The organism is Nocardia miyunensis NBRC 108239, assembly GCF_001613065.1.
GTDB lineage: Bacteria > Actinomycetota > Actinomycetes > Mycobacteriales > Mycobacteriaceae > Nocardia > Nocardia miyunensis.
This window is the reverse complement of the sequence record NZ_BDBQ01000047.1, coordinates 57573-81183: the sequence shown is the minus strand read 5'-3', so window position 1 is coordinate 81183 and position 23611 is coordinate 57573. Positions and strand designations below refer to the sequence as shown.

At 66.8% G+C, this 23611-nt stretch carries 27 protein-coding genes; 4 read left to right on the top strand and 23 right to left on the bottom strand.

The features are described 5' to 3' along the window. Positions 1 to 31 precede the first annotated feature (31 nt). Positions 32 to 1468 (top strand): NAD-dependent succinate-semialdehyde dehydrogenase, encoded by a 1437-nt coding sequence (locus NM2_RS20410; protein ID WP_067671038.1) that lies wholly within the window; start codon positions 32 to 34, stop codon positions 1466 to 1468. A gap of 22 nt (positions 1469 to 1490) precedes the next feature. Here NM2_RS20410 and NM2_RS20405 read toward each other — a convergent pair whose 3' ends face one another. From NM2_RS20405 to NM2_RS20315, 19 genes are all read right to left on the bottom strand, one after another. After that, the gene (locus NM2_RS20405; protein WP_067671035.1) at positions 1491 to 1808 is read right to left on the bottom strand and encodes a gas vesicle protein K; all 318 of its coding nucleotides are present in this window, start codon (positions 1806 to 1808) and stop codon (positions 1491 to 1493) included. Then, complete coding sequence (locus NM2_RS20400; protein ID WP_067671032.1) at positions 1801 to 2001, bottom strand: gas vesicle protein; 201 nt, start codon at positions 1999 to 2001, stop codon at positions 1801 to 1803. The genes NM2_RS20405 and NM2_RS20400 overlap by 8 nt, the downstream gene beginning before the upstream one ends. After that, positions 1998 to 2786: a GvpL/GvpF family gas vesicle protein gene (locus NM2_RS20395; protein WP_067671030.1), complete on the bottom strand. Its 789-nt coding sequence runs from the start codon at positions 2784 to 2786 to the stop codon at positions 1998 to 2000. The genes NM2_RS20400 and NM2_RS20395 overlap by 4 nt, the downstream gene beginning before the upstream one ends. After that, positions 2783 to 3169: a gas vesicle protein gene (locus tag NM2_RS20390; protein ID WP_067671028.1), complete on the bottom strand. Its 387-nt coding sequence runs from the start codon at positions 3167 to 3169 to the stop codon at positions 2783 to 2785. The genes NM2_RS20395 and NM2_RS20390 overlap by 4 nt, the downstream gene beginning before the upstream one ends. Beyond that, a complete protein-coding gene (locus NM2_RS20385) occupies positions 3166 to 3501 on the bottom strand; it encodes a gas vesicle protein GvpO (RefSeq protein WP_281182454.1) in 336 nt (111 codons plus the stop codon). Before NM2_RS20385 ends, NM2_RS20390 begins: the two co-directional genes overlap by 4 nt. Positions 3502 to 3529: 28 nt before the next feature. Then, positions 3530 to 3757 (bottom strand): gas vesicle protein GvpG, encoded by a 228-nt coding sequence (locus NM2_RS20380; RefSeq protein WP_067671026.1) that lies wholly within the window; start codon positions 3755 to 3757, stop codon positions 3530 to 3532. Between the two features lie 3 nt (positions 3758 to 3760). Next, positions 3761 to 4516: a GvpL/GvpF family gas vesicle protein gene (locus NM2_RS20375; protein ID WP_245718133.1), complete on the bottom strand. Its 756-nt coding sequence runs from the start codon at positions 4514 to 4516 to the stop codon at positions 3761 to 3763. Beyond that, on the bottom strand, positions 4516 to 4920 hold the full coding sequence (gene gvpJ, locus NM2_RS20370; protein WP_067671016.1) for a gas vesicle protein GvpJ: 405 nt from the start codon (positions 4918 to 4920) through the stop codon (positions 4516 to 4518). Before gvpJ ends, NM2_RS20375 begins: the two co-directional genes overlap by 1 nt. After that, positions 4917 to 6140 carry an SRPBCC family protein gene (locus NM2_RS20365; RefSeq protein WP_067671009.1) on the bottom strand — a complete coding sequence of 408 codons (1224 nt, stop codon included), beginning with the start codon at positions 6138 to 6140 and terminating at the stop codon, positions 4917 to 4919. The genes gvpJ and NM2_RS20365 overlap by 4 nt, the downstream gene beginning before the upstream one ends. A 5-nt stretch (positions 6141 to 6145) precedes the next feature. Then, positions 6146 to 6772, bottom strand: coding sequence for a hypothetical protein (locus NM2_RS20360; RefSeq protein WP_067671007.1), 627 nt, complete (start codon positions 6770 to 6772; stop codon positions 6146 to 6148). 486 nt (positions 6773 to 7258) lie between these two features. Further along, entirely contained in the window at positions 7259 to 8458 is a 1200-nt protein-coding gene (locus NM2_RS20355) for a vWA domain-containing protein (RefSeq protein ID WP_067671003.1), read from the bottom strand. Further along, positions 8455 to 9108, bottom strand: a complete 654-nt coding sequence (locus tag NM2_RS20350; RefSeq protein WP_067671000.1) for an SRPBCC family protein — start codon at positions 9106 to 9108, stop codon at positions 8455 to 8457. The genes NM2_RS20355 and NM2_RS20350 overlap by 4 nt, the downstream gene beginning before the upstream one ends. Before the next feature lie 13 nt (positions 9109 to 9121). Beyond that, positions 9122 to 10009, bottom strand: a complete 888-nt coding sequence (locus NM2_RS20345; protein WP_067670997.1) for an AAA family ATPase — start codon at positions 10007 to 10009, stop codon at positions 9122 to 9124. Next, complete coding sequence (locus NM2_RS20340; RefSeq protein WP_067670994.1) at positions 10006 to 10599, bottom strand: nucleotidyltransferase family protein; 594 nt, start codon at positions 10597 to 10599, stop codon at positions 10006 to 10008. The genes NM2_RS20345 and NM2_RS20340 overlap by 4 nt, the downstream gene beginning before the upstream one ends. Beyond that, entirely contained in the window at positions 10596 to 11489 is an 894-nt protein-coding gene (locus tag NM2_RS20335; RefSeq protein WP_067671201.1) for an XdhC family protein, read from the bottom strand. The genes NM2_RS20340 and NM2_RS20335 overlap by 4 nt, the downstream gene beginning before the upstream one ends. 26 nt (positions 11490 to 11515) lie before the next feature. Beyond that, positions 11516 to 13906, bottom strand: coding sequence for an aerobic carbon-monoxide dehydrogenase large subunit (locus tag NM2_RS20330; RefSeq protein WP_067670986.1), 2391 nt, complete (start codon positions 13904 to 13906; stop codon positions 11516 to 11518). Further along, a complete protein-coding gene (locus tag NM2_RS20325) occupies positions 13906 to 14421 on the bottom strand; it encodes a (2Fe-2S)-binding protein (protein WP_067670983.1) in 516 nt (171 codons plus the stop codon). Before NM2_RS20325 ends, NM2_RS20330 begins: the two co-directional genes overlap by 1 nt. Before the next feature lie 2 nt (positions 14422 to 14423). Then, positions 14424 to 15314: an FAD binding domain-containing protein gene (locus tag NM2_RS20320; protein WP_067670980.1), complete on the bottom strand. Its 891-nt coding sequence runs from the start codon at positions 15312 to 15314 to the stop codon at positions 14424 to 14426. Between the two features lie 57 nt (positions 15315 to 15371). Further along, positions 15372 to 16532, bottom strand: coding sequence for an XdhC family protein (locus tag NM2_RS20315; RefSeq protein ID WP_067670968.1), 1161 nt, complete (start codon positions 16530 to 16532; stop codon positions 15372 to 15374). Positions 16533 to 16596: 64 nt separating this feature from the next. Here NM2_RS20315 and NM2_RS20310 point away from each other — a divergent pair, with 64 nt between their 5' ends. Next, positions 16597 to 17553, top strand: a complete 957-nt coding sequence (locus NM2_RS20310) for a LysR family transcriptional regulator (protein ID WP_067670959.1) — start codon at positions 16597 to 16599, stop codon at positions 17551 to 17553. A 153-nt stretch (positions 17554 to 17706) separates the two neighbouring features. Here the strand turns inward: NM2_RS20310 and NM2_RS20305 are convergent, their stop codons facing one another. Further along, positions 17707 to 18267 (bottom strand): TetR/AcrR family transcriptional regulator, encoded by a 561-nt coding sequence (locus NM2_RS20305; protein ID WP_067670956.1) that lies wholly within the window; start codon positions 18265 to 18267, stop codon positions 17707 to 17709. Between the two features lie 95 nt (positions 18268 to 18362). On the opposite strand from NM2_RS20305, the gene NM2_RS20300 reads away from it, so the two are divergent. Then, a complete protein-coding gene (locus NM2_RS20300; RefSeq protein ID WP_157121198.1) occupies positions 18363 to 19538 on the top strand; it encodes an MFS transporter in 1176 nt (391 codons plus the stop codon). A 128-nt stretch (positions 19539 to 19666) separates the two neighbouring features. On the opposite strand, the gene NM2_RS20295 is transcribed toward NM2_RS20300, so the two are convergent. After that, on the bottom strand, positions 19667 to 20830 hold the full coding sequence (locus NM2_RS20295) for an epoxide hydrolase family protein (RefSeq protein WP_067670953.1): 1164 nt from the start codon (positions 20828 to 20830) through the stop codon (positions 19667 to 19669). Positions 20831 to 20945: 115 nt separating this feature from the next. Between NM2_RS20295 and NM2_RS20290 the strand changes: the two genes are divergently transcribed. Further along, a complete protein-coding gene (locus tag NM2_RS20290; protein WP_157121197.1) occupies positions 20946 to 21545 on the top strand; it encodes a TetR/AcrR family transcriptional regulator in 600 nt (199 codons plus the stop codon). An 89-nt stretch (positions 21546 to 21634) separates the two neighbouring features. Here NM2_RS20290 and NM2_RS49160 read toward each other — a convergent pair whose 3' ends face one another. Together NM2_RS49160 and NM2_RS20285 are read right to left on the bottom strand one after the other, a co-directional pair. Continuing rightward, the gene (locus tag NM2_RS49160; RefSeq protein WP_157121196.1) at positions 21635 to 21787 is read right to left on the bottom strand and encodes a hypothetical protein; all 153 of its coding nucleotides are present in this window, start codon (positions 21785 to 21787) and stop codon (positions 21635 to 21637) included. A gap of 141 nt (positions 21788 to 21928) precedes the next feature. Continuing rightward, entirely contained in the window at positions 21929 to 23470 is a 1542-nt protein-coding gene (locus NM2_RS20285; protein WP_157121195.1) for an MDR family MFS transporter, read from the bottom strand. Positions 23471 to 23611: the final 141 nt, after the last annotated feature.

Sequence of the window (23611 nt, the reverse complement as noted above, 5' to 3'; positions counted from 1 at the left end):
AGGCACGATGACATCAACCAGCGTTCAACCCATGAGCGCATCCGGCCCCGACGCCGAGCCGTTCACCACGGTGAACCCGTACACCGGAGAAACACTCGCCGAACTGCCCTATCTGGAGACCGAGCAGCTCGACGCACTACTCGAACGCGCGCAGGACGCCTATCACTCATGGCGCCACGTCCCGGTGGACGAGCGCGCTCGCGTGATTACCGAGGCCGCGCGATTGATGCGTGACCGCAAAAGCGAACTCGCGCAGCTGATCACCCAGGAGATGGGCAAGCGGATATCGGAGAGCGAGTGGGAAGTCGATCTGTCCGCGAGCATCCTGGAGTTCTACGGCGAGAACGGGCCCCGAATCCTGCGACCCACCACACTCGACGTCGAGGAGGGCCAGGCACAGATCGTCAATGCGCCGCTGGGCGTATTGCTGGGTGTCGAGCCCTGGAACTTTCCGCTCTACCAGGTGGTGCGTTTCGCTGCGCCGAATCTGATCGTCGGCAATACCATTCTGCTCAAACACGCCAGGAGTTGCGCGTCGACCGCGTTGGAAATGCAGCGGATCTTCGCCGACGCGGGTACCCCCGAGGGCGTCTACAACAACGTCTTCCTGAAGATCAGCGACATCGAACATGTGCTGGCGCACCCCGCCGTGCAGGGCGTGTCGCTGACCGGTAGCAATGCCGCCGGAGCGTCGGTCGCCGAAATAGCCGGTCGCCATGTGAAGCAATGCGTGCTCGAGCTCGGCGGTAGCGACCCGTTCATCGTGCTCGACGCCCACGACCTCGACGAGACGGTGGATGCGGCGGTCGCCGGCCGGATAGCGAATACCGGTCAGAGCTGCGTAGCGGCCAAACGCATCATCGTGCCCGACACTCTGCACGACGAGTTCGTGGCCGCGCTGGCCGCGCGGTTCGCGGCGCTGCGTCCCGGCGATCCGGCCGATCCACAGACGACCCTCGGCCCGCTGTCCTCCGCGAAGGCCGCCGACGACCTGCTCGACCAGGTGCAGGACGCCCGTGCCAAGGGCGCACGGTTGGTCACCGGCGGCGGTCGGCCCGAGATACCGGCGCCGGGCGTCGCGGACGCCTTCGTCGAGCCGACGATCTTGACCGAGGTCACCCCCGACATGCGGGCCTTTTCCGAGGAACTGTTCGGGCCGGTGGCAGTGGTCTACCGCGTCTCGGACGAGCAGGAGGCGATCGACCTGGCCAACCGGTCGAAGTTCGGACTCGGCGCGACAGTATTCAGCAGCGACCCGGAACGAGCACGCGCGGTCGCCGAACAGATCGACAGCGGAATGGTGTGGATCAACGAGCCGACGTCCACGCGGGCGGACCTGCCCTTCGGCGGTGTCAAGCAATCCGGGTTCGGCCGAGAACTGTCCGAACTGGGCATGTTCGGATTCACCAACCGCAAACTCATCCGCACACTGCCCGCGAAGACCGCGAAGGCCGACGTCGCGGGCTGATGCGAATGCGGCGGTGACTCGATCACTCCAATGGGCGATCGATCGAATCATCATGTGGGAGAAGGGGTCCGAGGGGGCCGAGGTCGATGTTGAGGTCCTCTCGGCTGAGTCCGAAGTGGTCGCGTAGTTCGTCCATGCGTTGTTCGAGCAGCATCAGGGTCGTCCCGATGCGATCGATCTGGGCGTCGCTGAGGTCACCCACGTCCACGCGGCGCAATGCTTGCCGCTCCATCAGTTGCCGCAGCAGCTCCACCAGCGTGAGGACGAGGGTGACCAGCCCGCGCTCGACGGATTCCGGATCGGTGTCGATTCGTGGTGGGATGCCGCCGAATTCAGTCATCGCGCGTCCCGGTACCGACCGGCACGGACAGGGTGCTGATCGAGGAGATCAGGGCTCGCAGCGAGATCTGCACCAGGTCGACATCGGCGATGGCGAGTTTGACGTCGCCGGAAATGACCACGCCACCGGCCAGCACCCGGTCCAGCAGGTCGACCAGCGCGACACGGCGCTCGGTGTCGACGGCGCGAGTCATGTCGGCCCTCGCTCCACGCCCGCGAACGAATACGGCGGCCAGGGACCGGTGAGTTCGAGGCGGATGCCGGGGAATTCGGCGCCGAGCGTGGCGACGGTCGCGCGGAAGTCGTCGACGCGGTCGTCGTCCACGAGATACGTCCCGTTGAGCACCATCCAATCCCGGCGGCCGCTCACCACCGGGTCGGTCAACGGTTGACACCGTCCCGCCGCCGCGTGGCGAACCAGACGTGTGTGGATCTCCTCGGCGCGCTGTGCCGCATCGCGTTCCACGGTCTCCCGTGCGGACAATTGTGCGCGTCGCCGGGCCAGGTACGCACCACCCGGCGTCGCCGCGCTGCCGTCGTCGGCAGCCTCGGCCACGGCGGCGGTGAGGGCAGCGCGATCGCCATAGGCTCGCACACCCCACTCGGTACGGCCGCTCACCAGCGTCAGCGCCGCGTCGAAGTCCGCTTGCCGCTGGTCGAGCAGCTCGCGCACCCGGTTGTCGTCGTGGAAGACGGTGGCCAGCCGGAGCGGTACGGCCGCGGCTCGGCGCACCACGGCCGACACGACCGCATCGTGTGCCCGTGCCGTCGCCTCCAGCCAGTCCAGATCCTCGAAGTGTGCGCGCAATGGTTCCTCCCCGAAGACGTCCAGCGGCACCGACCCGACCACTGCCGTCAGGTCGCCCGAGACGACCGTCCGCAAAGGCTCACCCGCGACCCCGGTCAGTTCGCTCGGCTCCGGCGCGCCGTCGCGGCGGGAGGTCACCGCGTACAGCCAGACCCCGAGCCCACCGGTCACGATCGTTCCGTCTTCGGCTCGCGGCGGCCTTCGATGGGTTGACGGCGTTCGGTCGCCGCCTCCAGCTGGGCGATCCGATCGCGGAGTTCCCGGTTCTCCAGTTCGAGGTCCCGATCCGACCGTTCCAGCGTGCGGGCCTTGCTGTTCAGCCAGGGGTCGGTCTCCCACCAGTCGATGCCCACCGCCTTGGCCGTCTCCAAGGAGGCGACGACCAACCGCAGTTTGATCGTGAGCAGCTCGATGTCCAGCAGATTCACTTGGATATCGCCCGCGATCACCAAGCCCTTGTCGAGGACTCGTTCGAGGATGTCGGCGAGGTTCGTGGACTGGTGCCCGCCCCCATAAGGCTGCGGCGCGGACGAGCCACCTCCGACGACCGTCATCGCCGCTGCCTCGTGCCGATGTCGGTGCTGCCGCGGTTGTACCGCTTGATTCTGTGGTAGGCCAGCAGGTTCTCGTCGAAGTCGATCTCCACCTCGTAGAGCGCGAGGATGTCCGCCGACGAGGGGATGCGGCGATCCTCGAGTACCTCGAGCTCCACCAGCCAGCCGTCCTCGGTCGGTTCCAACGACGTGACGCCCTGTACGTCTTTCGACGTCAGTTCCACGAGGAGTTCGATCGCCACCGTGGCGGCTCTCGCCGCGGTCAGGCCCGGCTGTTCACCGGATTCGAAATGAGCGTTTTCGGAATCGTCGGAAATGGTGTTGCGGGCCACGTGAGTCACTCCTTCCGGACTATCGTGATCACGTCTTCCTGGTCATGCGATCCAGTACCGCTTGGCGCGCCTGGTCCGCCTCTTGCTCGGACAGGTCACCGGCGGCCGCGGCGCGGTCGATCTCCTCTAGTTCGCGCCGCAGGACCACGGGATCATGTAGCTGCCGTTCGACTTCTTCCTGGATCACTTCGCTCACCCAGATCACGCCGCGAACCGGCGCGAGGGGCAAGGTCAATATCGTTGAGAGCAGACCCATGTCTCACTCCTGTGGCGCTCGCTTCATCACGAAGTCGTAGGCCGCCATCGGCCCGAGCAGGGTCAGCTCCACCCGGCCGTCCCAGTCCGCCATCAGCTGGCGCAACGAATCTTCCAGCTCTTTCTGCCGGGCCGCTTCGACCAGCACCGCCACGTGGACAGCGTCCTCCTCGTCGCTGGGTTCACGCTGATTGGTCAGTGCGTCGAATTTCTCGAGTTCGGAGATCACCTTTCTGGTGTCCTCGGCTCGTTTCGCCTCGATGGCCTGATTGATCATTTCCCCCAACGCGATTCGGGCATCGCGGGTGGCATCCGCCGGTTTGCCGCGGATCTCGTCTCCGAGCCGGGCGGCCTCGGCGTTCTCGTCGAGCAGTTCCCGCAGAATCGTGTCTTCGACATAACGCCCTCTGATCACGAACTGAACCCGGCCTTCCAGTTCCTCCAGAGCAGCGCGGAATTCTTCCTCGTTCGCCCCGAGCAGTTCGTTCTCCACCGCCTCCGTGTCGGTCATGACCGCACCGAACCGCAGCGGCAACACCGGAGCGACGACGGCCGACCCGTCCAGCAGGTCCTCGTGCGCCGTGAGGTCCCCGGGTGTGCCCAGCTGCCGATCGGATTCGAGCGGGCTGACCAGCGCGGCGACCTGGCCGTGCCGCACCACCGCGACCTCACCGTCGCGGACACCGGTGGCGTGCGGCTCGGGTTCGACATCGGCGGGCACGATGCCATAGACATAAACGCCGGTTACGTTGGCAGCCATCATCGGTCCTCACGTTTCGATGACCGGCGCACCGTCTGACGCTTGTCCTCGACGTCGCCGAGAAAGTCCGACACCTTCTCGCTGGCCGCCTCGAGCGCCCCCTTCGTCTTGTGCTTCGCCGCGCCCTCGGTGACGTCGCCGACGATATCGGTCAGCCCCTTCGGCTCGCTGCTCGAGATCTCGAGCCGGTTGACCGCTTCGGCGAAACGCAGATACGTGTCGACACTGGCCACCACGACGCGCGCGTCGATGGTCACCAGCTCGATGCCGACCAGCGACACTCGCGCGAATGCGTCGATGACCAGGCCTTTGTCGAGAATGGTGTCGACGACATCGGCCAGGCTGGAAGAGTTGGGCCGAGCCAGCGTGCCGGCTCCGCCACCCCCCGCGGGTTCGATACTCATAGTCTTGCTCCTCGGCTCACACGCGACCGGCGGATTTTCGGGCTCTGGCGCCGGGCGGCCGTTCGGCTGCCGGACGGGGCGAACTCTTCCTCCTCGTCCGCATCGCGCTCCTCGTCGGCATCGCGCCGATCCTCATCCTGCTCGTCGTCTTCCTCGGACTCGTCCGGCTCTTCATCGGCGAACTCGTCTTCTTCCTCGGACTCGTCCGGTCCTTCGTCGGCGAATTCCTCGTCTTCTTCCTCGGCGGACGCTTCGTCTCGTTCGTGATCGGTGTCCGCTTGTTCCCTGCGTCGTGCGGTCTCGTCGTCCTCGACGACCTGGTTGTCGTGGATCTCGCCGTGCCAGCCCACGATGTCGTCGCGGTGCAGCACGGACTCGGTCATGACGTGACGCTGGAAGTGCTTGAGCTCCAACCGGCATCGGCGACCTGCCGCGCGCCAGAGATTGGCGGTCTTCTCGAATACTCCCTGCGGGTGGTACTCGAGCACCACGATGATGCGGGTGAGGTCCGGCGTGATTTCGTGGAAGCTGATGGCGCCGTCGATGTAACCCTTGGCGCCCTTGGAACGCCACACGATCCTCTCGAACGGCACCTGCTCGAGGATGGTGGACTCCCAGGTCCTTCGCGACCAGAACACTTTGCCGGTCCAACTGAGTTTCTCGTCGGAGACCTGCTCGACCTGCTCGAGCTTCTTGGTGAATTTCGGAAAGTCCGCGAACTGGGTCCACTGGTCGTAGGCCAGATCGATCGGCACGCCGACGTCGATCTGCTCGACGATATTGGTCAGCTTCAGCTTCTTCGATCCGCCTTTGCCTTTCCCCTGGAACAGCGAGTCCTTGACCGCCCCGAACTTCTCCCGGACCGTGTTCCCGAGCTTGCTCACCCCCGCGCTCATCGCCGCCTGGAACGGCGAGGAGCCACCGGCCAGTTTCTCCGCACCGGTCACCGCCGCCAGCAGATTCCCGCCTCCCCCTCCGGCGTATTCATTCAGCCGCCCAGCGGTTTTCGATACCTGGTTCGACAGCCCGGCTACCGCGCGTTCGGCCACGGTCCCGGCGAGGTTCTGCACGGATTGCTGCAATGCGCCGGTCGGGGTGGATGACCGAGCTGCTTTGCCACCGGCCGCCCCGGCACGGGTCACGGTTTCCGCGACCCGGCCGACAGCCTCGCCGGCCACCTTTCCGACCCCATCGGTCGTGTCGCGCAACGTCTTTGCCATCTATCTCACCTCCGCGTGCGGCGCACGGGCGCTTCTACGTCGGCGTCGGCTCGACTACGGCGTCGCGTGGCCGAGACAGGCTTACGCTCCGCGGGTGCGGACCTGCGATCGGAGCTCCGGGAGACGGCTGCTTTACGCGCGCGCGAGGTTGTCGGCCGGCCGGTCGGCGTCCGCCTGGCGGGCTGCCTTCGGTCGTCTTCGTCGCGGTCCGTTCCGGCACCGCGCTCCTCCTCGACATCCGCGTCCTCGCGGGCGGGCGCTTGCTCGTAGTCCTCGTGGTTCTCCTCTTCGGCCGTATCCGCTTCACGGGACCGACCTCGCCCCTCCTCCTCGACAAGCGTCGAGCCCTGCTGTAGCCGGGCATTCAACGCGTCGATGCGGTTGCTCGCAGCGGTCACCGCGGCCGACCGCACCGCACCCGCCAACTCGCCGCGAACACTATCGGTAAGCTGCGCCAACTCCGGTGACGACTTGAGCAACGAAGTCCCCCGCTCCAGCAACTCCCCAGGCATCCCCGACGACCGCCTGGCCATCGCCGCCCCCGCCAACGACAACGCGAACCGCATCTTGCGTGTGCGGCCCAACACGTAACCGATACCCACCCCTATCGCAATCCTCGTGCCACCTTTCATGGCTCACTTCCTTGATTGCCCGACTGCTGCTGCGCCGACACTGCCGCGGATTCGGTCGAGCGATGACACCTCAATCTGTGAGGTAGGCCATATTGTCAACAGCCACTTGTCAGCGTATACCCGCCACCGCCCTTGTCGGCGGGCGACCACTTGACTCCCGAGCCACTTCGGGGACGCCCCCCAGCGCCCGAGCGGGAGAACGCTTGGTTGTTGAGCTGCATAGTTCGGGCCGGCGGTGATGACCGCTGCTACCGCTGCCATGCCCCGGCACCGAAGCACGGTTGCCTCGGCTGCGCACCCCTCGAGGCTGGCCCCCTCGCTCCCCACTGGCCCGATGCCGAAGGTGTCAGGTGCCGCGCCGGTGACGGCCGCGATCATCTGCCTGACGGTCGCCGTGATGGCCCCTTGTCATCGACCAGCCTCGCCGGAGTGTCGCTTGCCACATGGCGGCGCTTCGAAAACGATCGAGTTCGTCGACGCTGTCCATCAGGTGCCAATCGCCGTTGTCAGGGCTTGTATGAATGCGTGCGTGCCCGCCAGTGTGTGCGCGGGCATCAGGATGTCGCAGTACGGCAGGGCCGCCGCCATCGCTCCGGTGGTCGGCTGGAATCGCGGGTCGCCCGCGCGGGGATCGAGCCAGATGACTCGCCAAGCCCGGCGTCGGATCCGGGCCATCGCACGGCCCAGAACATCGGGGGTGTCGCTGTCCCAGCCGTCCGATGCGATGACGACGACCGCGCCGCGCACCGCGTTGCCGGACGGCGTCGCGAGTAGCGTGCCGAGGCACCGTCCGATATGCGTGCCGCCGTAGCGGTCGACCACTTTGTCGTTGGCGCGGGCTACCGCGGCATCCGCGGAACGGTGCGCCAGCACCGAGGTCAGCCTGGTCAGCCGGGTGGAGAAGGCGAACACCTCGGGGCGATCGGGCGAACGGCGTTGCACAGCGGCCCGCATCAGGTGCAGGTAGATCGTCGAATACGGCTGCATCGAGCGGCTGACGTCGCAGATCATGACGATGCGGCGCGGGCGGTTTCGGGGACGGGTGCGGACCAGCACCGTCGACTCCCAGCCGGTGCGGCGCGAGTTCTTCATCGTCGCCCGCAGGTCGATCCGTTTGCCGTGCGGATGGTTCACGTGGCGGCGGCTGCTGCGCTGCGGCCAGCGTGCCGATGCCCGCTCCAGCCATGCGCCGATCGTCCGCAGATCGTCCGGATCGAACCGGTCGAACGGTTCCTGTGCTCGCGCCGCGAACCGGCTCGGCAGAACGTCCGGCAGCGCCGGGCCCTGGTCTATCGATCGGTCGGCGGTGGTCGCCGATTGCAGTGTCGCCCAAGGGACTTCACCAGCGTGCCGATGCTGCCCCCGACCCCGCGGGCCCGCGGGCGACGCGCGTTCGATCGGCAGTGCGTGCGTTCGGCTCGGCGGGTCGACGCCCAGCACCGCGTCGGCGAAAACTGTCGCGAAGACCGCGTCGAATGCGGCCAGATCCTGCATCCGATCCACGAGCGTGAGCCGCGCGGCCCAGTAGAGCTCGGTGCGCGACCGCGGCGCCATGTGGCCCAGGGCCTGCACGAACAGCGCGGGCCCGCTCGGCGCGACCGCGACACCGCCACGCCGCAACCGCGCGACCACCGCGACGGCGAATGCGGCCAGATCGACACCGCGCAGCATCATCGCTCGTGTCATGACTTCGCGCGCATCCGCTTGCGTACCAGGATGATTCCGAGTGCTGCGGCGACCAGCCCGAGCGCGATCGCGGGCGCATATTTCCCGAGCATCGCGGGCCTGAGCAGGTCGGCGAGGTCCAGCGGTGCCGGCTCGGGTTGTACGACCGGTTGCGTCCGCATCCCTCGGCTGTCAGGCCCGGCCTCGGTCTGCGCGGCGGCCGTGTCGCCCGCCGCGAGTTCGGCTTCGAGGGAGGTGACGAATTGATCGAGCAGTTTCTCCGACACCTGCTGCAACATCCCGCTGCCGAATTGAGCGAGTTTGCCGACGATCTTGAGGTCGGTGTCCACGATGACGCGGGTCCGGTCGCCGTCTTCGCGCAGTCGCGTGGTGATGGTCGCCGCCGCGTTTCCGGATCCGCGTGAATCCCGGCCGCTGCCGTTGATGACGGCGCGATGATCGTGTTCGTCGCGCTCGACGAAGTGCGCCTTCCCGGTGAATTCGCTGGTCACCGGGCCGAGTTTGACCTTCAGTGTGCCCAGGAAGTCCTCTCCGTCCCAGCCGGTCATGTGCGCGCCGGGCATGAGCGGGACCACCTGCTCGAGGTCGGTCAGCACCTCCCATGCCTGCTCGACGGGTGCGTTGACGGTGAACTCGTTGGCGATCTTCATCGGAACATCCCTCTCATCCGGTCGCGAGACTTCGGGTGTATTCGACGAACTCCGCGTGCACGGCGGTGCGGTCGTCGGGTGTCTTCGCCAGTGCGCTCAGCGCCGCGACCGCCGCCGGCGCGGTGAGATCGGCGACGTCGAGCGTCGCCAGTGCGGCGATCCAATCGATGGTCTCCGCGACGCCCGGCGGCTTGTCGAGGTCGAGATCGCGGGCGCGGCCGACGAATCGGGTGGCGTGCTCGATCAGAGCGTCGGTTGCCCCGGGCACCGTGCGTCGCACGATCGCCACCGCCCGGGTCGGCTCCGGGTAGTCGATCCAGTGGTAGAGGCAGCGCCGCCGCAGCGCGTCGTGCAGGTCGCGACTGCGGTTCGAGGTCAGCACCGCGAGCGGAGGATGCTCGGCCGCGAAGGTCCCGAGCTCGGGGACCGTCACCGCGGCCTCACCGAGGAATTCGAGCAGCAGCGCTTCGAATTCGTCATCGGCACGGTCGATTTCGTCGACCAACAGCACCGGGGGCGTCGGACCGCGATAGCGCACACAGCGCAGGATCGGGCGGGCCACGAGGAATGCCTCGGTGAACAGGTCGGCTTCGGTGAGATCGGCGCCGCGCGCCTCGGCGAGCCGGATACTCAGCAGTTGACGCTGGTAATTCCAGTCGTAGAGCGCTTCGCTCACGGTGAGGCCCTCGTAGCACTGCAGGCGGATCAGCGGTGCACCGAGCACGGTGGCCAAGGTCTTGGCCGCCGTCGTCTTGCCCACTCCCGGTTCGCCTTCCAGTAGCAGCGGCCGACCCAATGTGGTGGCCAGATAGACGGCGGCGGCGGTCCCGGTATCGAGTAGGTAATCCTCGGCGTCGAATCGCCGGACCACGTCCTCGATATCCTCGAACGCCGACATCATGGCGAGGCCGCGGCGAGCAGGCGCACGTAGTCGTCCCAGGTGTCCACATCCACGGGCACCGGCGCGTCGACGTCGACTCGTGCCACCGCGACGCGGCCGGACTCGATGATCTTCCACACACCTTTGTCGCCGTGCAATCGAGCCAACTCGCCGAATACGCTGCGCCCGAGCCAGAATGGATGTCCGACACCGTCGCGGTAGCGACAGACCGCGATCGCGCTGTAGGTTCCCTCGGCGATCAGTCGGTCGACGGTAGCTGCCGACAGACCCGGCTGATCACCGAGCATCAAGACGATTCCGGCGGCACGGGGGTCCACCGCACGCAGGGCCGAACGCAACGACGACGAACAACCCGAAGCGAAGTCCTCGGCGAAGGCCACCTCCAGCCCGGCGAGATCGACCCGCTGCCGGACCGCCGTCGCCGCGCCGCCGAGGGTGACGATGATCTGGTCGAAAGCACAGCTACGCACCACGTCGAGGGTGGCACCGAGAACGGTCGTATTCCGGTACGGCAGTAGCTGTTTCGGAGTTCCAAGACGCCGTGAGACTCCCGCGGCGAGTACCACTCCGGTGACGAACCCGGTCGTCATGAGCCCGCCTTCGCCGCGGCGAAACGGGTGTGACAGCCCGAGCCGCAGAACCAGTAGTCGACATCGTCGATTGTGAGATGGGGTGTGTCCGGCCCGACCGTCACGGTCATGCCGCACACCGGGTCGAGCGCCTCGACCGCGGCCTGCACCGGGCGCGGCGGCACGGCCAAGCCGCCTCGGCGGATCGCCTGGATCACTTGCGCGACAATCGAGACGGCGATCTCCGCGGAGGTTTTGGCGCCGATCGGCAACCCCACCGGGGTGCGCACCCGCGCTCGCTCGGCGTCGGTCAACTCCAGCCCCTCGAGAATCGACGCTCCCCGAACCTTGCTGGCCACCAACCCGATATATTCCACGCCCGCGTCGAGCGCGGCGCGGATCATCTCGGCTTCCGGACCACCGTGGCTGGCGATCACCACTGCCGTCGTATCGGCCGGCGAATCCGGTGAGTCGGCTTCGGCGGCGGTGCGTTGCACCTCGAATCCGACCAGCTCGCACATTTCGGCCAGGACATCCGCGATGGGCGTCGCGCCGCAGATGCGCACCAGCGGCGCCGGGATCTGCGGCTCGAGGAATATCTCCAACGCGCCGCCGGACAGGCAGGGATTCACCACGACCGTCGCGCCGGGCGCTTCGGGAAACTGCAGATCGCCGTCGGGAAGTACCCGCAGCAGCACACTCTCGTGCGACTGCAGCGCACCCAGTGCCGCCTTGCGGACCGAGTTCTGGGCGCACTGGCCGCCGACGAATCCTTCGATCGTCCCGTCCTGCAACAGGATCGCCTCGTCCCCGGCGTGCGCCGAGGTCGGCTGCTGCGCACGCACGACGGTGGCGTGCACGAACGGAGTCCGGGTGCGGACCAGTTGCAGTGCACGTTCGCTCATCTTCATCGGTGATCCCATCGCTCACACCCACCTCAGATGGGCGGTCGGGCCCGCCCCTGCATGGCCTCCCACACCCGCGACGGGGTCAGCGGCATGTCGGCGTGCCGAACTCCGAACGGCGCCAACGCATCCACCACCGCGTTGACCACCGCTGCCGGCGATCCGACCGTCGCCGATTCGCCGATGCCTTTGGCACCGATCGGGTGATGCGGTGACGGGGTGACCGTGTAGCCGGTCTCCAGATGCGGAACTTCCAGCGCCGTCGGGATGAGGTAATCCATCAGGGATCCGCCGAGGCAGTTGCCGTCCTCGTCGAAGGCCATGATCTCCATCAGCGCCATGCCGATGCCGTCGGTGATGCCGCCGTGCACCTGCCCCTCGATGATCATCGGATTGATCCGGGTGCCGCAGTCGTCGACGGCCAGGAAGCGCCGCACCTTCACCACGGCGGTCCCCGGGTCGATGTCGACGACGCAGAAGTACGCGCCATACGGGTAGGTGAGATTCTCCGGGTTGTAACAGATCTGCGCATCGAGTCCGCCCTCGATGCCCTCGGGCAGATCACCGGCGCCGTGTGCGCGCATCGCGATCTGCTGGATCGTCACGGCCGCGGACGGATCACCCCTGACGTGGAACGAGCCCTTCTCCCACTCGAGGTCGGCGACGGAGACCTCGAGCATGCCCGACGCGATGATCCGTGCCTTGTCGCGGACCTTCCGCGCCACCAGGGCGGCCGCGGCGCCCGAGACCGGTGTCGACCGGCTGCCATAGGTGCCCAGGCCGAACGGAGTCTGATCGGTATCGCCGTGCACCACGTCGATATCGTCGGGCGGTATGCCGAGTTCCTCGGCGACGATCTGGGCGAAGGTCGTCTCGTGCCCTTGCCCTTGGGTCTGAACTGCAAGGCGCACAACAGCTTTGCCGGTCGGGTGGACGCGCAGCTCGCAACCGTCGGCCATCCCGAGCCCGAGGATGTCCATATCCTTGCGCGGACCCGCGCCGACGGCCTCGGTGAAGAAGGACATCCCGATACCCATCAGCTCACCGCGGGCGCGCTTGTCCCGCTGCTCCTTTCGCAGGGCGGCGTAGCCGATCATGTCCATCGCCAGGCGCATGGTCTTCTCGTAGTCGCCGGAGTCGTAGACCCAGCCCGTCTTGCTGGTGTACGGGAACTGTTCGGGGCGAAGGAGATTGCGCAGCCGCAGCTCGGCCGGATCCATCTTCAGTTCATGGGCCAGGCAATCGACCAACCGCTCGACGAAGTAGACCGCCTCGGTGATCCGGAACGAGCACGCGTACGCGACGCCCCCGGGCGCTTTGTTCGTGTAGACCGCGGTCATCCTGCAGTAGGCGGCCTCGATGTCGTAGCTGCCGGTGAACACGCCGAAGAAGCCGGCCGGATACTTCAGCGGCGCCGCCGTCCCGTTGAACGCGCCATGGTCGGCGAGCACGGTCGACCGGATGGCCAGGATCTTGCCCTCGGCGGTGGCGGCGATCTCGCCGACCATGATGTAGTCGCGGGCGAACCCGGTACTGGTGAGGTTCTCGCTGCGATCCTCCATCCATTTCACCGGCTTGCCCAGCAGCAGCGACCCGACGATGGCGCAGACGTATCCCGGATAGATGGGCACCTTGTTGCCGAAACCACCGCCGATATCGGGTGAGATCACCCGGATCTTGTGCTCGGGCAGCCCGGCCACCAACGCGTAGAGCGTGCGGTGCGCGTGCGGCGCCTGGCTCGTCGACCACAGTGTGAGCTTGCCCGTCACGGGATCCAGATCCGCGACCGCACCGCAGGTCTCCATCGGGGCGGGATGCACTCGCGGATAGACGATCTCCTGCTCGACGACGACGTCGGCGCGCGCGAACACCGCCTCGGTGGCGGCGGCGTCGCCGGTCTCCCAGTCGAAACAGTGGTTGTTCTGCTTGCCGTCGAGATCGTCGCGGATCACCGGCATTCCGGGCGCCAGTGCGGTCCGGGCGTCGATCACCGGATCGAGCATCTCGTACTCGACGTTGATGAGCTCCAGCGCATCACGCGCCGAATAGCGATCCTCGGCGACGACGAAGGCCACCTCCTGGCCCTGGAACCGGACCTTGTCCGTCGCCAGCACCGCCTGCACATCGTTGGACAGCGTCGGCATCCAGGCCAGTCCCTTCGCCGCCAGATCCGCACCCGTGACAACCGCTCTGACCTTCGGATGCGCCTGCGCCGCAGAGACATCGACGTTCACGATCCGCGCGTGCGCGAACGGGGAGCGCAGGATCGCCATATGCAGCATGCCGGGCAGTGACACGTCGTCGACGTAATTGCCGTGCCCGCGAATGAACCGCGGATCCTCCTTGCGGAGCATCCTGCCGTGACCGCACGGCTTGTGGTCGTTGTCGACACGGTCTTTCGGCCGGGACTCGACGGTGCTCATCACGTTCTCCCTACCGGCGTCGGCGTGGCGGCCGGTTCGGGCTGCGCCGCTTCGCCTCGTTGCCTCGCAGCGGCCCATTGGATCGACCGCACGATGGTGGTGTATCCGGTGCAGCGGCAGATCTGGCCCGAGATCGCCTCCCGGATCGTCTGCTCGTCCGGATTCGGGTCGCGGTCGAGCAGGGCGCGGGCAGTGATCATCATTCCGGGCGTGCAGAATCCGCATTGCAGCCCGTGACACTGCATGAAGCCCTCCTGCACGGGATCGAGCCGGCCGTCCACCTCGAGCCCCTCGACGGTGCGCACCGCACGACCGCCGGCCATGACGGCCAGCATCGTGCACGACTTCACCGGTTCGCCGTCGACCTCCACCACGCAGGTGCCGCAGTTGCTGGTGTCACAGCCCCAGTGGGTTCCGGTGAGCCGCAACTGATCTCGCAGGAAATGCACGAGCAGGGTGCGTGGCTCGACCTCCGCGGTCACCGGCTCGCCGTTGACGGTCATGGTTACCTGCATGGCTAATTCCCTTCCAGCGCAGGGGCATCGAGTACTCGCTCGACCGCGCTGCGCAGCACGCGAATCGTCAGTTCGGACGCGAGATGGCGCTTGTAGTCCGCGCTGCCGCGCGCATCGGAGACCGGTGAGCACGCCGCGCTCGCGCGACGGCCCGCCTCCGCGAATATTTCTTCGGTGGGCCGCTCGCCGATGAGCACGTCCGCCGCGCCGGCCAGCGCCGCCGGATCCGGGCCGACCGCCGTCAGGCCGATCCGCGCGGCCGCTATCGCCTCGCCGCCCAGTGTCACCGTCGCGCCGGACGCCGCGATCGCCCAGTCGCCGACCCTGCGCTCCACCTTCGCGTAGGCGCTCGATGTCCGATGCCGCACCGGAATTCGGATCTCGAGCAGAAGTTCGTTGTGCGACATCGCGGTTTCGTACGGACCGACCAGGAAGTCGTCCATCGCTATCTCCCGGTCGCCGGACGGCCCGCGGACCAGGCAGGTGGCGCCCAGGACCGTGCAGACCGTGCAGAGATCCTCGGCGGGATCGGCCTGGCACAGCGAGCCGCCGATGGTGCCGCGATTGCGCACGACCGGGTCCGCGATCACGCGCTCGGCGTCACGGAAGATCGGGCACACCTCGGCGAGCTCGGCGGACTCGAGCACATGCCGATGCCGGACCATTGCCCCGATGCGCACCAGGGTCGGATCGGTGACGATGTAACCCAGTTCAGCGGCCAGGTCGTTGATGTCGATGAGATATTCCGGATTGGCCAGACGCAGCTTCATCATCGGCAGCAGGCTGTGCCCGCCCGCGACGATGCGCGCCTCCTCCCCCAACCGGTCCAGCAGTCCGATGGCGTGATCCACGCCCGTTGCGCGCTCGTATTCGAATGGCCCAGGAACTTGCATGTGATCGACCTCACATCAGCGGGAACAAGCCAAGCCTCTGCCGAGCCGACGCAGCCGTCAAGACCGATTCAAGGAATCGCTTAATTCGCTGTTCGCGCTGGTCGTGTGGTGAATCCGGCCGCCTGTTCGGGTCAGTGATGCGCCGTGTCCGCCCCAGCGTCGCGCGATGATCTCGGCCGCGATGGAAACCGCCGTCTCTTCCGGTGTCCGACCGCCCAGATCCAGCCCGATCGGGCTGGCGAGCCGGGCGAGTTGCTCCTCGGTGAGGCCCGCCCGTCGCAACCGGCCCAGCCGCTCGTCGTGCGTGCGGCGCGACCCCATGGCACCGACATAGCCGATCTCCGGCGCGCGCAGCGCCACCTCGAGCAGTGGAACGTCGAACTTGGGATCGTGGGTCAGCACGCAGACGACGGTCCGCGAGTCGACCGCGCCCGCCGCGATCTGCGCGGCCAGATAGCGGTGCGGCCAGTCGATGACGACCTCGTCGGCTGTCGGGAACCGGGCGGAAGTGGCGAAGATCGGCCGCGCGTCACACACCGTCACCCGGTACCCGAGGAACGATCCCTGCTGGGCGACGGCGGCCGCGAAATCGATCGCCCCGAACACCAGCATCCGCGGCTGCCGGGCGTAACTGGCGACGAAAACGCCCATGCCCGCACCGCGACGCTGCCCGTCCGGACCGTAGGACAGCACTTCGGTGCGCCCCGCCGCGAGCAGCCCGCGTGCGTCATCGGTGACCGCCTCGTCGGCGCGCGCCGACCCCAGCGTGCCCTGCGCACTGTCCGGCCGGATCAGCAGCCGTCGCCCTGTCCGGCCGGCGTCGGGGTGCTCGATAACGGTCGCGATCGCGACCGGCCGGTGATCGGCGATGTCCGCGGCGACTTCGCCGAGTTCGGGAAACGTCTCCCGCGAGATGGCCTCGACGAAGATGTCGACGATGCCGCCGCAGGTCAGACCGACGGCGAACGCGTCCTCATCGGAGAGCCCATACCGCTGCAGCACCGGAGAACCGGTCCGGATGACGTCGGTGGCGAGTTCGTAGACCGCGCCCTCCACGCACCCACCCGAGACCGAACCGCCGACCGTGCCGTCCGGGGCGACGACCATAGCGGCACCGGGCGGTCGCGGCGACGAGCGGAACGTCCGCACGACCGTCGCCACCCCTGCCGTGCCCCCGGCGTTCCATGTTGTCATCAGATCCGTGAGCACGTCCTGCATGATGCGTCCTCCAGACGCGATGCAGCCGTCGGCGCTGCGTACACCTCCAAAGTAGACTCGGATCGTGACGCCCGCCCAGCTTCGGGCCTACTCGACCGTGGTTCGGCTCGGCTCCGTCCGTGCGGCGGCCAGAGAGCTGGGGATGACCGACGCCGGTGTCTCGACACACATCGCCCAGCTGCGCAAGGAGCTCGACGACCCGCTGTTCACCCGCAGGGCGTCGGGTCTGGCCTTCACGCCCGGCGGGCTGCGCCTGGCCAGCCGGGCGATCGAGATTCTCGGATTGCAGAGCCAGACCGCCATCGAGGTGAGCGAGGCAGCGCACGGCCGGCGGTTGCTCCGCATCGCGGCATCGAATGCGTTCGCCGAACATGCCGCGCCCGGCCTCATCGACCTGTTCGCCGCGCGGGCCAAGGATCTGTCGGTCGAGCTGAGCGTGCATCCCACCAGCCGGTTCCACAGCTTGATCGAGAGCCGTGCGGTGGATATCGCGCTGGGGCCCGGACAGGACGCCACCGACACGGCCATCAGCGCTCAGCCGTTCCTGAAGTATCAGATCATTTCGGTCACGCGACCCGACAGCCCGCTGGCCTGCGCCGCACCGTATCCGGCGTTGCTGCGGGAGCAGCAGTGGATGCTCGGGCCCAGCGCCGGCAGTGTCGACGGACACATCGCGACGATGCTGCGGGAATTGGCCATTCCCGAATCACACCAGCGGATCTTCCAGAGCGATGCCGCCGCCCTCGAAGAGGTCCGCCATGTCGGGGGCATCACGCCGATAATCGGCTTCGCCGTCTCCTCCGACCTCGCGACCGGCCGGTTGAGCCACATCAAGGGGCCAGGCCTGCAGATCTCCGATGAGTGGTGCGCGACCACCCTGCCGCCCGATACCCGCCAGCCCGCGGTCTCGGAACTCTTGCGGTTCATCACCACCCCACGGTGCATCCAGGCGATGATCCGCGGATCCGGCGTCGGCGTCACCCGGTTCCGCCCGAAAGTGCATGTGACACTGTGGAGTTGAACGCGGGCACGTATTCCTGGTTCGCCATGGCAGATGCACCAGGCGAAATCCCAAGGGCGCGACTGCTCGTCCCCGGCGAGCATGCCGACACGAATCAGTGCACGCCGGCATCGTTGCCCGAATCGCCGTGGATCCGCTCGCCGGGTTGTGCGCCTAGGCCATCGTGAGCACGTCGTGGACCAGTTGGTCCGCGTAGTCCCGGTCGACGGACAGGCCGAAGACCACGTGGTGATACATCGGTGCGATCACATGATCGAGGACCTGCTGCTCGGTCGGCACCCGCTCCCCGCGCGCCCTCGCCCGGTCCAGCATCACCTCGGCCTGCGCGCGGCGCTGCTCCCAGCACGGGCAGGTGCCCACCTCGTCCCGGGCGGAGACCATGGCGCGCAGGTAACGGGTCCGGCGCGGTTGGGTGATGTCGTCGACCACGATCCGAGCCCACGCCGACAGGTCACCGCGCAGTGACCCGGTGTCCGGCGGTTCGTCGCCGTCCTTGGTGAGCGCGGCGACGGCGACCTCCTCCAGCAGCGTGTCCACATCGCCCCAGCGGCGATAGATGCTGGTGGGATTGATGCCCGCCCGGTTGGCCAGCAGCGGGATGGTGATGCGGTCCGCCTTGCCCTCACCCATGAGCTGGCCGACGGCGGTGTAGACCGCGTCCCGGACCTTCGCGCTGCGCCCGCCCGGACGCCGGGCTGGTGTGGTGGCCGACATACGACCATTATTGCAGAAGTCTTTGCTTTAACCTTCACCCCGTGTACCGTCCACTAAAGCAACAGTATTCGCTTTAAACGACGTGGGGGTTCTCCATGCTGATCGCTCCGGCCACCCGGCGCATATCGTCCGGGCTGGCCACCGCCCTGCCCGCGGCGACCATGCTGACGTTCCTCGCCGCGTCCAGCGCGCCGACCCCGCTCTACCGTGTCTACCAGGCGCGCTGGGCGTTCTCCTCGGGCATGCTGACAGTGATCTTCGGCGTCTACGCGGTGTGCCTGTTGCTGGCGCTGCTGACCGTCGGGTCCCTGTCCGACCACGTGGGACGCCGCCCGGTGATCCTCGCCGCCATCGCGCTCGACGCGGTGGCCATGCTGGTGTTCAGCACCGCGGACGGCGTTGCGTTGCTGATCGCGGCGCGCATGGTGCAGGGCATCGCGACCGGCGCGGCGACCGGTGCGCTGGCCGCCGCCATCCTGGACGCGGAGCGACCACACGGGCCGATCGTGAACAGCGTTGCTCCGGTGGCGGGTCTGGCAGTCGGCGGACTCGGTTCCGCGGCGCTGGTCCAATTCCTGCCATGGCCGCGCCAAACCGTGTATCTGGTGCTGATCGTGTTGTTCGCGGTCGAGGCGATCGGCACGATCATGGTGACCGAGACCTCGCCGATGATGCCCGGCGCACGGCAGGCGATCCGGCCGCATGTCGGCGTCCCGGCCGCAGCGCGGAACGCGTTCGCGGCCACCGCGCTGCTGGACATCGCGGCGTGGGCATTGAGCGGCTTCTACCTCTCCCTCGGCCCGAGCCTGGTCCGTGTGGTCACCGGCTCGAACTCGATCCTGCTCGGCGGGTTGCTGGTGTTCACACTGGCCGGGGTCGGTGCGGCGACGATCTGGCTGCTGCGCACGGTCGCGGCCACCCGGGTGATGCGCTTCGCAGCCGCCGCGCTGGCGATCGGTATCGCGGTGACCATCGCGGCCATCCAAGCCGGGTCACCGACGCTGCTGTTCGCGGGCACCGTGATCGCCGGGATCGGCTTCGGCGCCAGCTTTCAAGGCATTACCCGCACCGTCTTCCCGCTCGCACCGGCCACCGAACGCGGCAAACTCGTCGCCGCGTTCTACGTGCTCAGCTACCTCGCATTCTGCATCCCGGCCGTCGCGGCGGGCGTCATCGCGACCAGCATCGGCCTGCTGACCACCGCGACCGGCTACGGCGTCATGCTGATCGCGCTCGCGGTCACCGCACTGGTTCCCCGGCGGTCGCGGTGATGAAGGCCAGGGCCCGCGGCTACCGGCGCGGACGTGTGCCAAGGTGAGACAAGGCTCGTCGCCGAGATCTCCACGCGCGTTCTCGGACTGGCGATTTCGCTGGCCGAAGTGACCGTAGGAGGTTCGTTTCAGGACCGAAGGCTCCTCAGGCCGGTGCGGATTTCGCTGACCAGGATTTCGGGCTGCTCGAAGGCTGCGAAATGTCCGCCCTTGTCGGCCTCGCCGTAGTGAATCAAGTCGGCATAGGTGTCTTCGATCCAGCTTCGCGGCAGGCGCGGGATGTCCCGTGGGAACACAGTCACCGCAACCGGCAGCGTGAGCTTCGGCCCGGCGAGGCTGGCCGACTTGTTCTCCCAGTAGATGCGGGCGGATGAGGCGGCACTGTTCGTAAACCAGTAGAGCGAAATTGCGTCCAGCATCTCATCGGTGCTGAGAGTGTCCTCGGCGAGTCCGTGATTGTCCGTCTTGGATTGAAACTTTTCGTAGATCCAGACGGCCTGGCCTGCCGGAGAGTCTGCCAGAGCGAATCCGACGGTCTCCGGCTTCGTGGCCTGAAGGTGGTTCGATCCGCCGAGTTCACCGGTGTAGAGGGCGAGGGTGTCGACGGCGTAGCGCTCTTCGGGCGACAACCTGTCGGGTACCTGTGCGGGAAAAGCGTATTGAGTGTTCAAGTGAATTCCGATAAGTCCCTCGGGCCGCAGGACCCCGAGGGCAGAAGTGACGACGGCACCCCAATCACCACCTTGAGCGGCCCAGTTATCGTAGCCGAGACGCGTCATGAGTTCCGCCCAAGCGGCTGCGATGCGGGAGACAGTCCACCCCGTCTCGGTCGGCTTCTGGGAAAAACCGAATCCGGGCAGCGACGGGACGACCACGTCGAAGGAATCTTCGACGTTTCCTCCGAATGCCACCGGGTCGGTCAGCGGGCCGATCAGTTTCAGGAATTCGACGATCGAACCCGGCCATCCGTGCGTCAAGATGAGGGGCATCGCATTCGGATTCTCGGACTTGACATGGATGAAGTGAATATCGAGCCCATCGATCGTGGTCAGGAAATGCGGGAAACGATTGAGTTCCGACTCGAATCGCCGCCAGTCGTACTCTCGCTGCCAGTAGTCGATCAGCGATTTGGCATTCTCCAAGCGGACACCTTGCGACCAGTCCGGGACGGTTTCCGGGTTCGGCCATCGCGTTCTGGCCAGTCGCTGCTTCAAGTCTTCGATCTCGGAGTCGGAGATCGCGACGGTGAATGGGCGGACGAGGCTTGGGGGTGCGGGCGTCGATGCGGTCATTGGCCTGTTCTCCAGAACTCTTGCTTCACGGTGCGGCGATCCGCTGCACACGAGTGTGTAATGCACACCGGTGTGCAATCTACTTCATTGCACACTGTTGTGCAATGATTGGAAGGTGCAGATCGAATCCGCCCGGGCGCGCTCCATGAACGACACGCGGAGTCTCATCCTCGACGTCGCACTCGAGGTCTTGGGGCAGAACCCGGACGCCGGCATGGGCGACATCGCCTCCGCCGCCGGCGTGGTCCGCCGCACCGTCTACGGCCACTTCCCCACCCGCGCCGACCTCGTGCGGAACCTCGCGCAACGGGCGGTAAACGAGATCGTCGCCGTGCTCACCGAGGTCAACGCGTCCGACGGAGGAGTCGAGGCGGCATGGGTCGATTTCATCGCCCGCGTGTGGCCCTTGACGCACCGGTACCGAGTGCTTCTGGCGCTTCGGCGTGGCGAGTACGGCGAGGAGATCCACGCCCTACTGGGACCGGTCGACAAGATCCTTGCCGACCTCGTGCAACGAGGCCAGGACACCGAAGTATTCGGACGACACCTGCCCGCGGACATTCTCAGCCAACTCGCCTATGCCGCTGTGTTCGCCATCGCGGACAACCACCGTTCCAATGAGACCCTCGACGCCGGCGCGGCAACAATTACCAGCCTGCTCATGCTGGGAGTTCCCGAGCCACGCGCACAAGCTCTCGTGGGCGGACAGCCGTGACGCGCAGCATCTTCCGGAGATGATGCCGTCACGCGGCACCCACACCTTGTCCCCGGCTTTCGCATCAAACATCGTTACCCCGAAACGGTCTACCGCATGAGGACGGAGATGCGCTGGTGGCAGTTCCCAGCTTGGAAGATGTCGATTTTGTCCTGCTCGGTGAGGAAGTCCAGCTCCGAGATCACCGGCACCAGATGAATATCAACCGCCACCGTGGATCTGCGGACGTACCCGGTCAGCATCGACGGCGGCGCCGTACATGTGGAAATCCCGGACTCGATACCGGCCGCATCGTCTCTCGCCGAGGACCGGATGAGTGACTAGCACGGGCGCACTCCCCCGCGCTCAGCTGCTCACCTGCCCCACAGTGACAGCGGATGGTTCTACTCGTCATCGGTGTTGGAGTCGGCGAGCCTTTTGTCCGGCAACACGAACGCCAGCACCAACCCGATGACGAAAAGCGGTGCCATGTAGAGAAAAATCGGGATCAGGGCGTCGTGGTAGGCGTCGATCACGATCCTCCGCAGGCGTGCGGGAAGCCCGTGAACCAGCGCCGGGGTGACGGCTTCGATCGGGCCGACAAGACTTCGGTCGCCTACCGACAGTCGGTGGCCCAGGTGCTCGACGACCCGGCTGGTGAAGGCCGCGCCGACGGCCGCGACGCCGATGGTCGCGCCGATCTCCCGGAAGAAGCTGTTGGCGGCCGTGGCTGTGCCCACCAGGGAATAGCCGAACGCGTTCTGCACGGCGAGCACCAACGTCTGGAACAGCAATCCCGCACCCACCCCGAGCACCAACAGGTAGAGACAGAAAACCGAAATCGGAGTTGTCGTCCGCAACGACGCGAACAGCAATGACGCAATCAACACGAACGCGGATCCGAGAATCGGGAACGGTTTGTATCGCCCGGTGCGGCTCATCAACGTCGCCGAGAGAGAGCTGGCGCCGAAGATGCCGGCGACCATCGGCAGCATGAGCAATCCCGAACGCGACGCGCTGTATCCGTACACCATCTGCATATATGTCGGCGAGTAGCTGATCGCGGCAAATGTGCCGACGCCGACGCAGATCATGCCGATGAGGGTCGCGATATCGAAAATGCGATTGGTGAACAGCCGCAAGGGAACTATGGGTTCCACCGCGCGACTCTGTGACCAGAGGAACGCGATCCATCCGGCCACCGCACCCGCGATCAGACCGAGGATCAGCGCCGAGGACCACGGATGGGCGGTGCCGCCCCAATCGGCTACCAGCACCGTGCATACGACGGCGATGGCCATCAGCACGATGCCCGAATAGTCGACGCGGACTCTCCCCGACCTGCGCGGAAGCTCGAGGGCGAAGACGCATACGGCCAGCGCCAGCAGGCAGCCCGGCACGTTGATCCAGAAACACCAGCGCCACCCGATGCCGTCGGTGAACCACCCGCCGAGCAACGGACCCGCGACGGTGGAAATGCCGAAGAGGGCCCCGACCGGCGCCAGATAGGTCGCACGCTTGCGCGGCGGCACGAGGTCCGCAACGATCGCCTGCGCGGTGATCATCAGCCCGCCACCGCCGGCGCCCTGCACCACCCGGCCGGCAATGAGCACAGCCATATTCGGCGCCGCGGCGGCCACCACGGAACCGACGAGGAAGATGGCGATGGCCCCGGCGAAGACGCTCTTGCGGCCGATCAGGTCGCCGAGCCGGCCGTAGACCGGCATCACGATCGTCACAGCGAGGATGTAAGCCGTTGTCACCCAAGACATCTGGTCGATACCGTGGAGATCGCCGACGATCGTCGGCAACGCCGTGCTGACGATCGTCTGATCGAGCGATGACAACAGCATCACCAGCAGGATCCCGGCGTAGGTCAACCGAAACCGGTTCGGCGCGACCGTCGGCTCCGCCGCCGCGCGTGTGTCTTGTATGTCTTCACTCATCCGGACTCCACCTCATCGACCCCTCGGAACCCAGCTGGTCCACACGCTCGATCCCGGTCCGCGACGGTAGTGCGCCGCGCATTGTTCGGACAGCGGGCCATCCCGCCGGACGGAACCGTGTTTCGTCGGCTGCCCTACGTC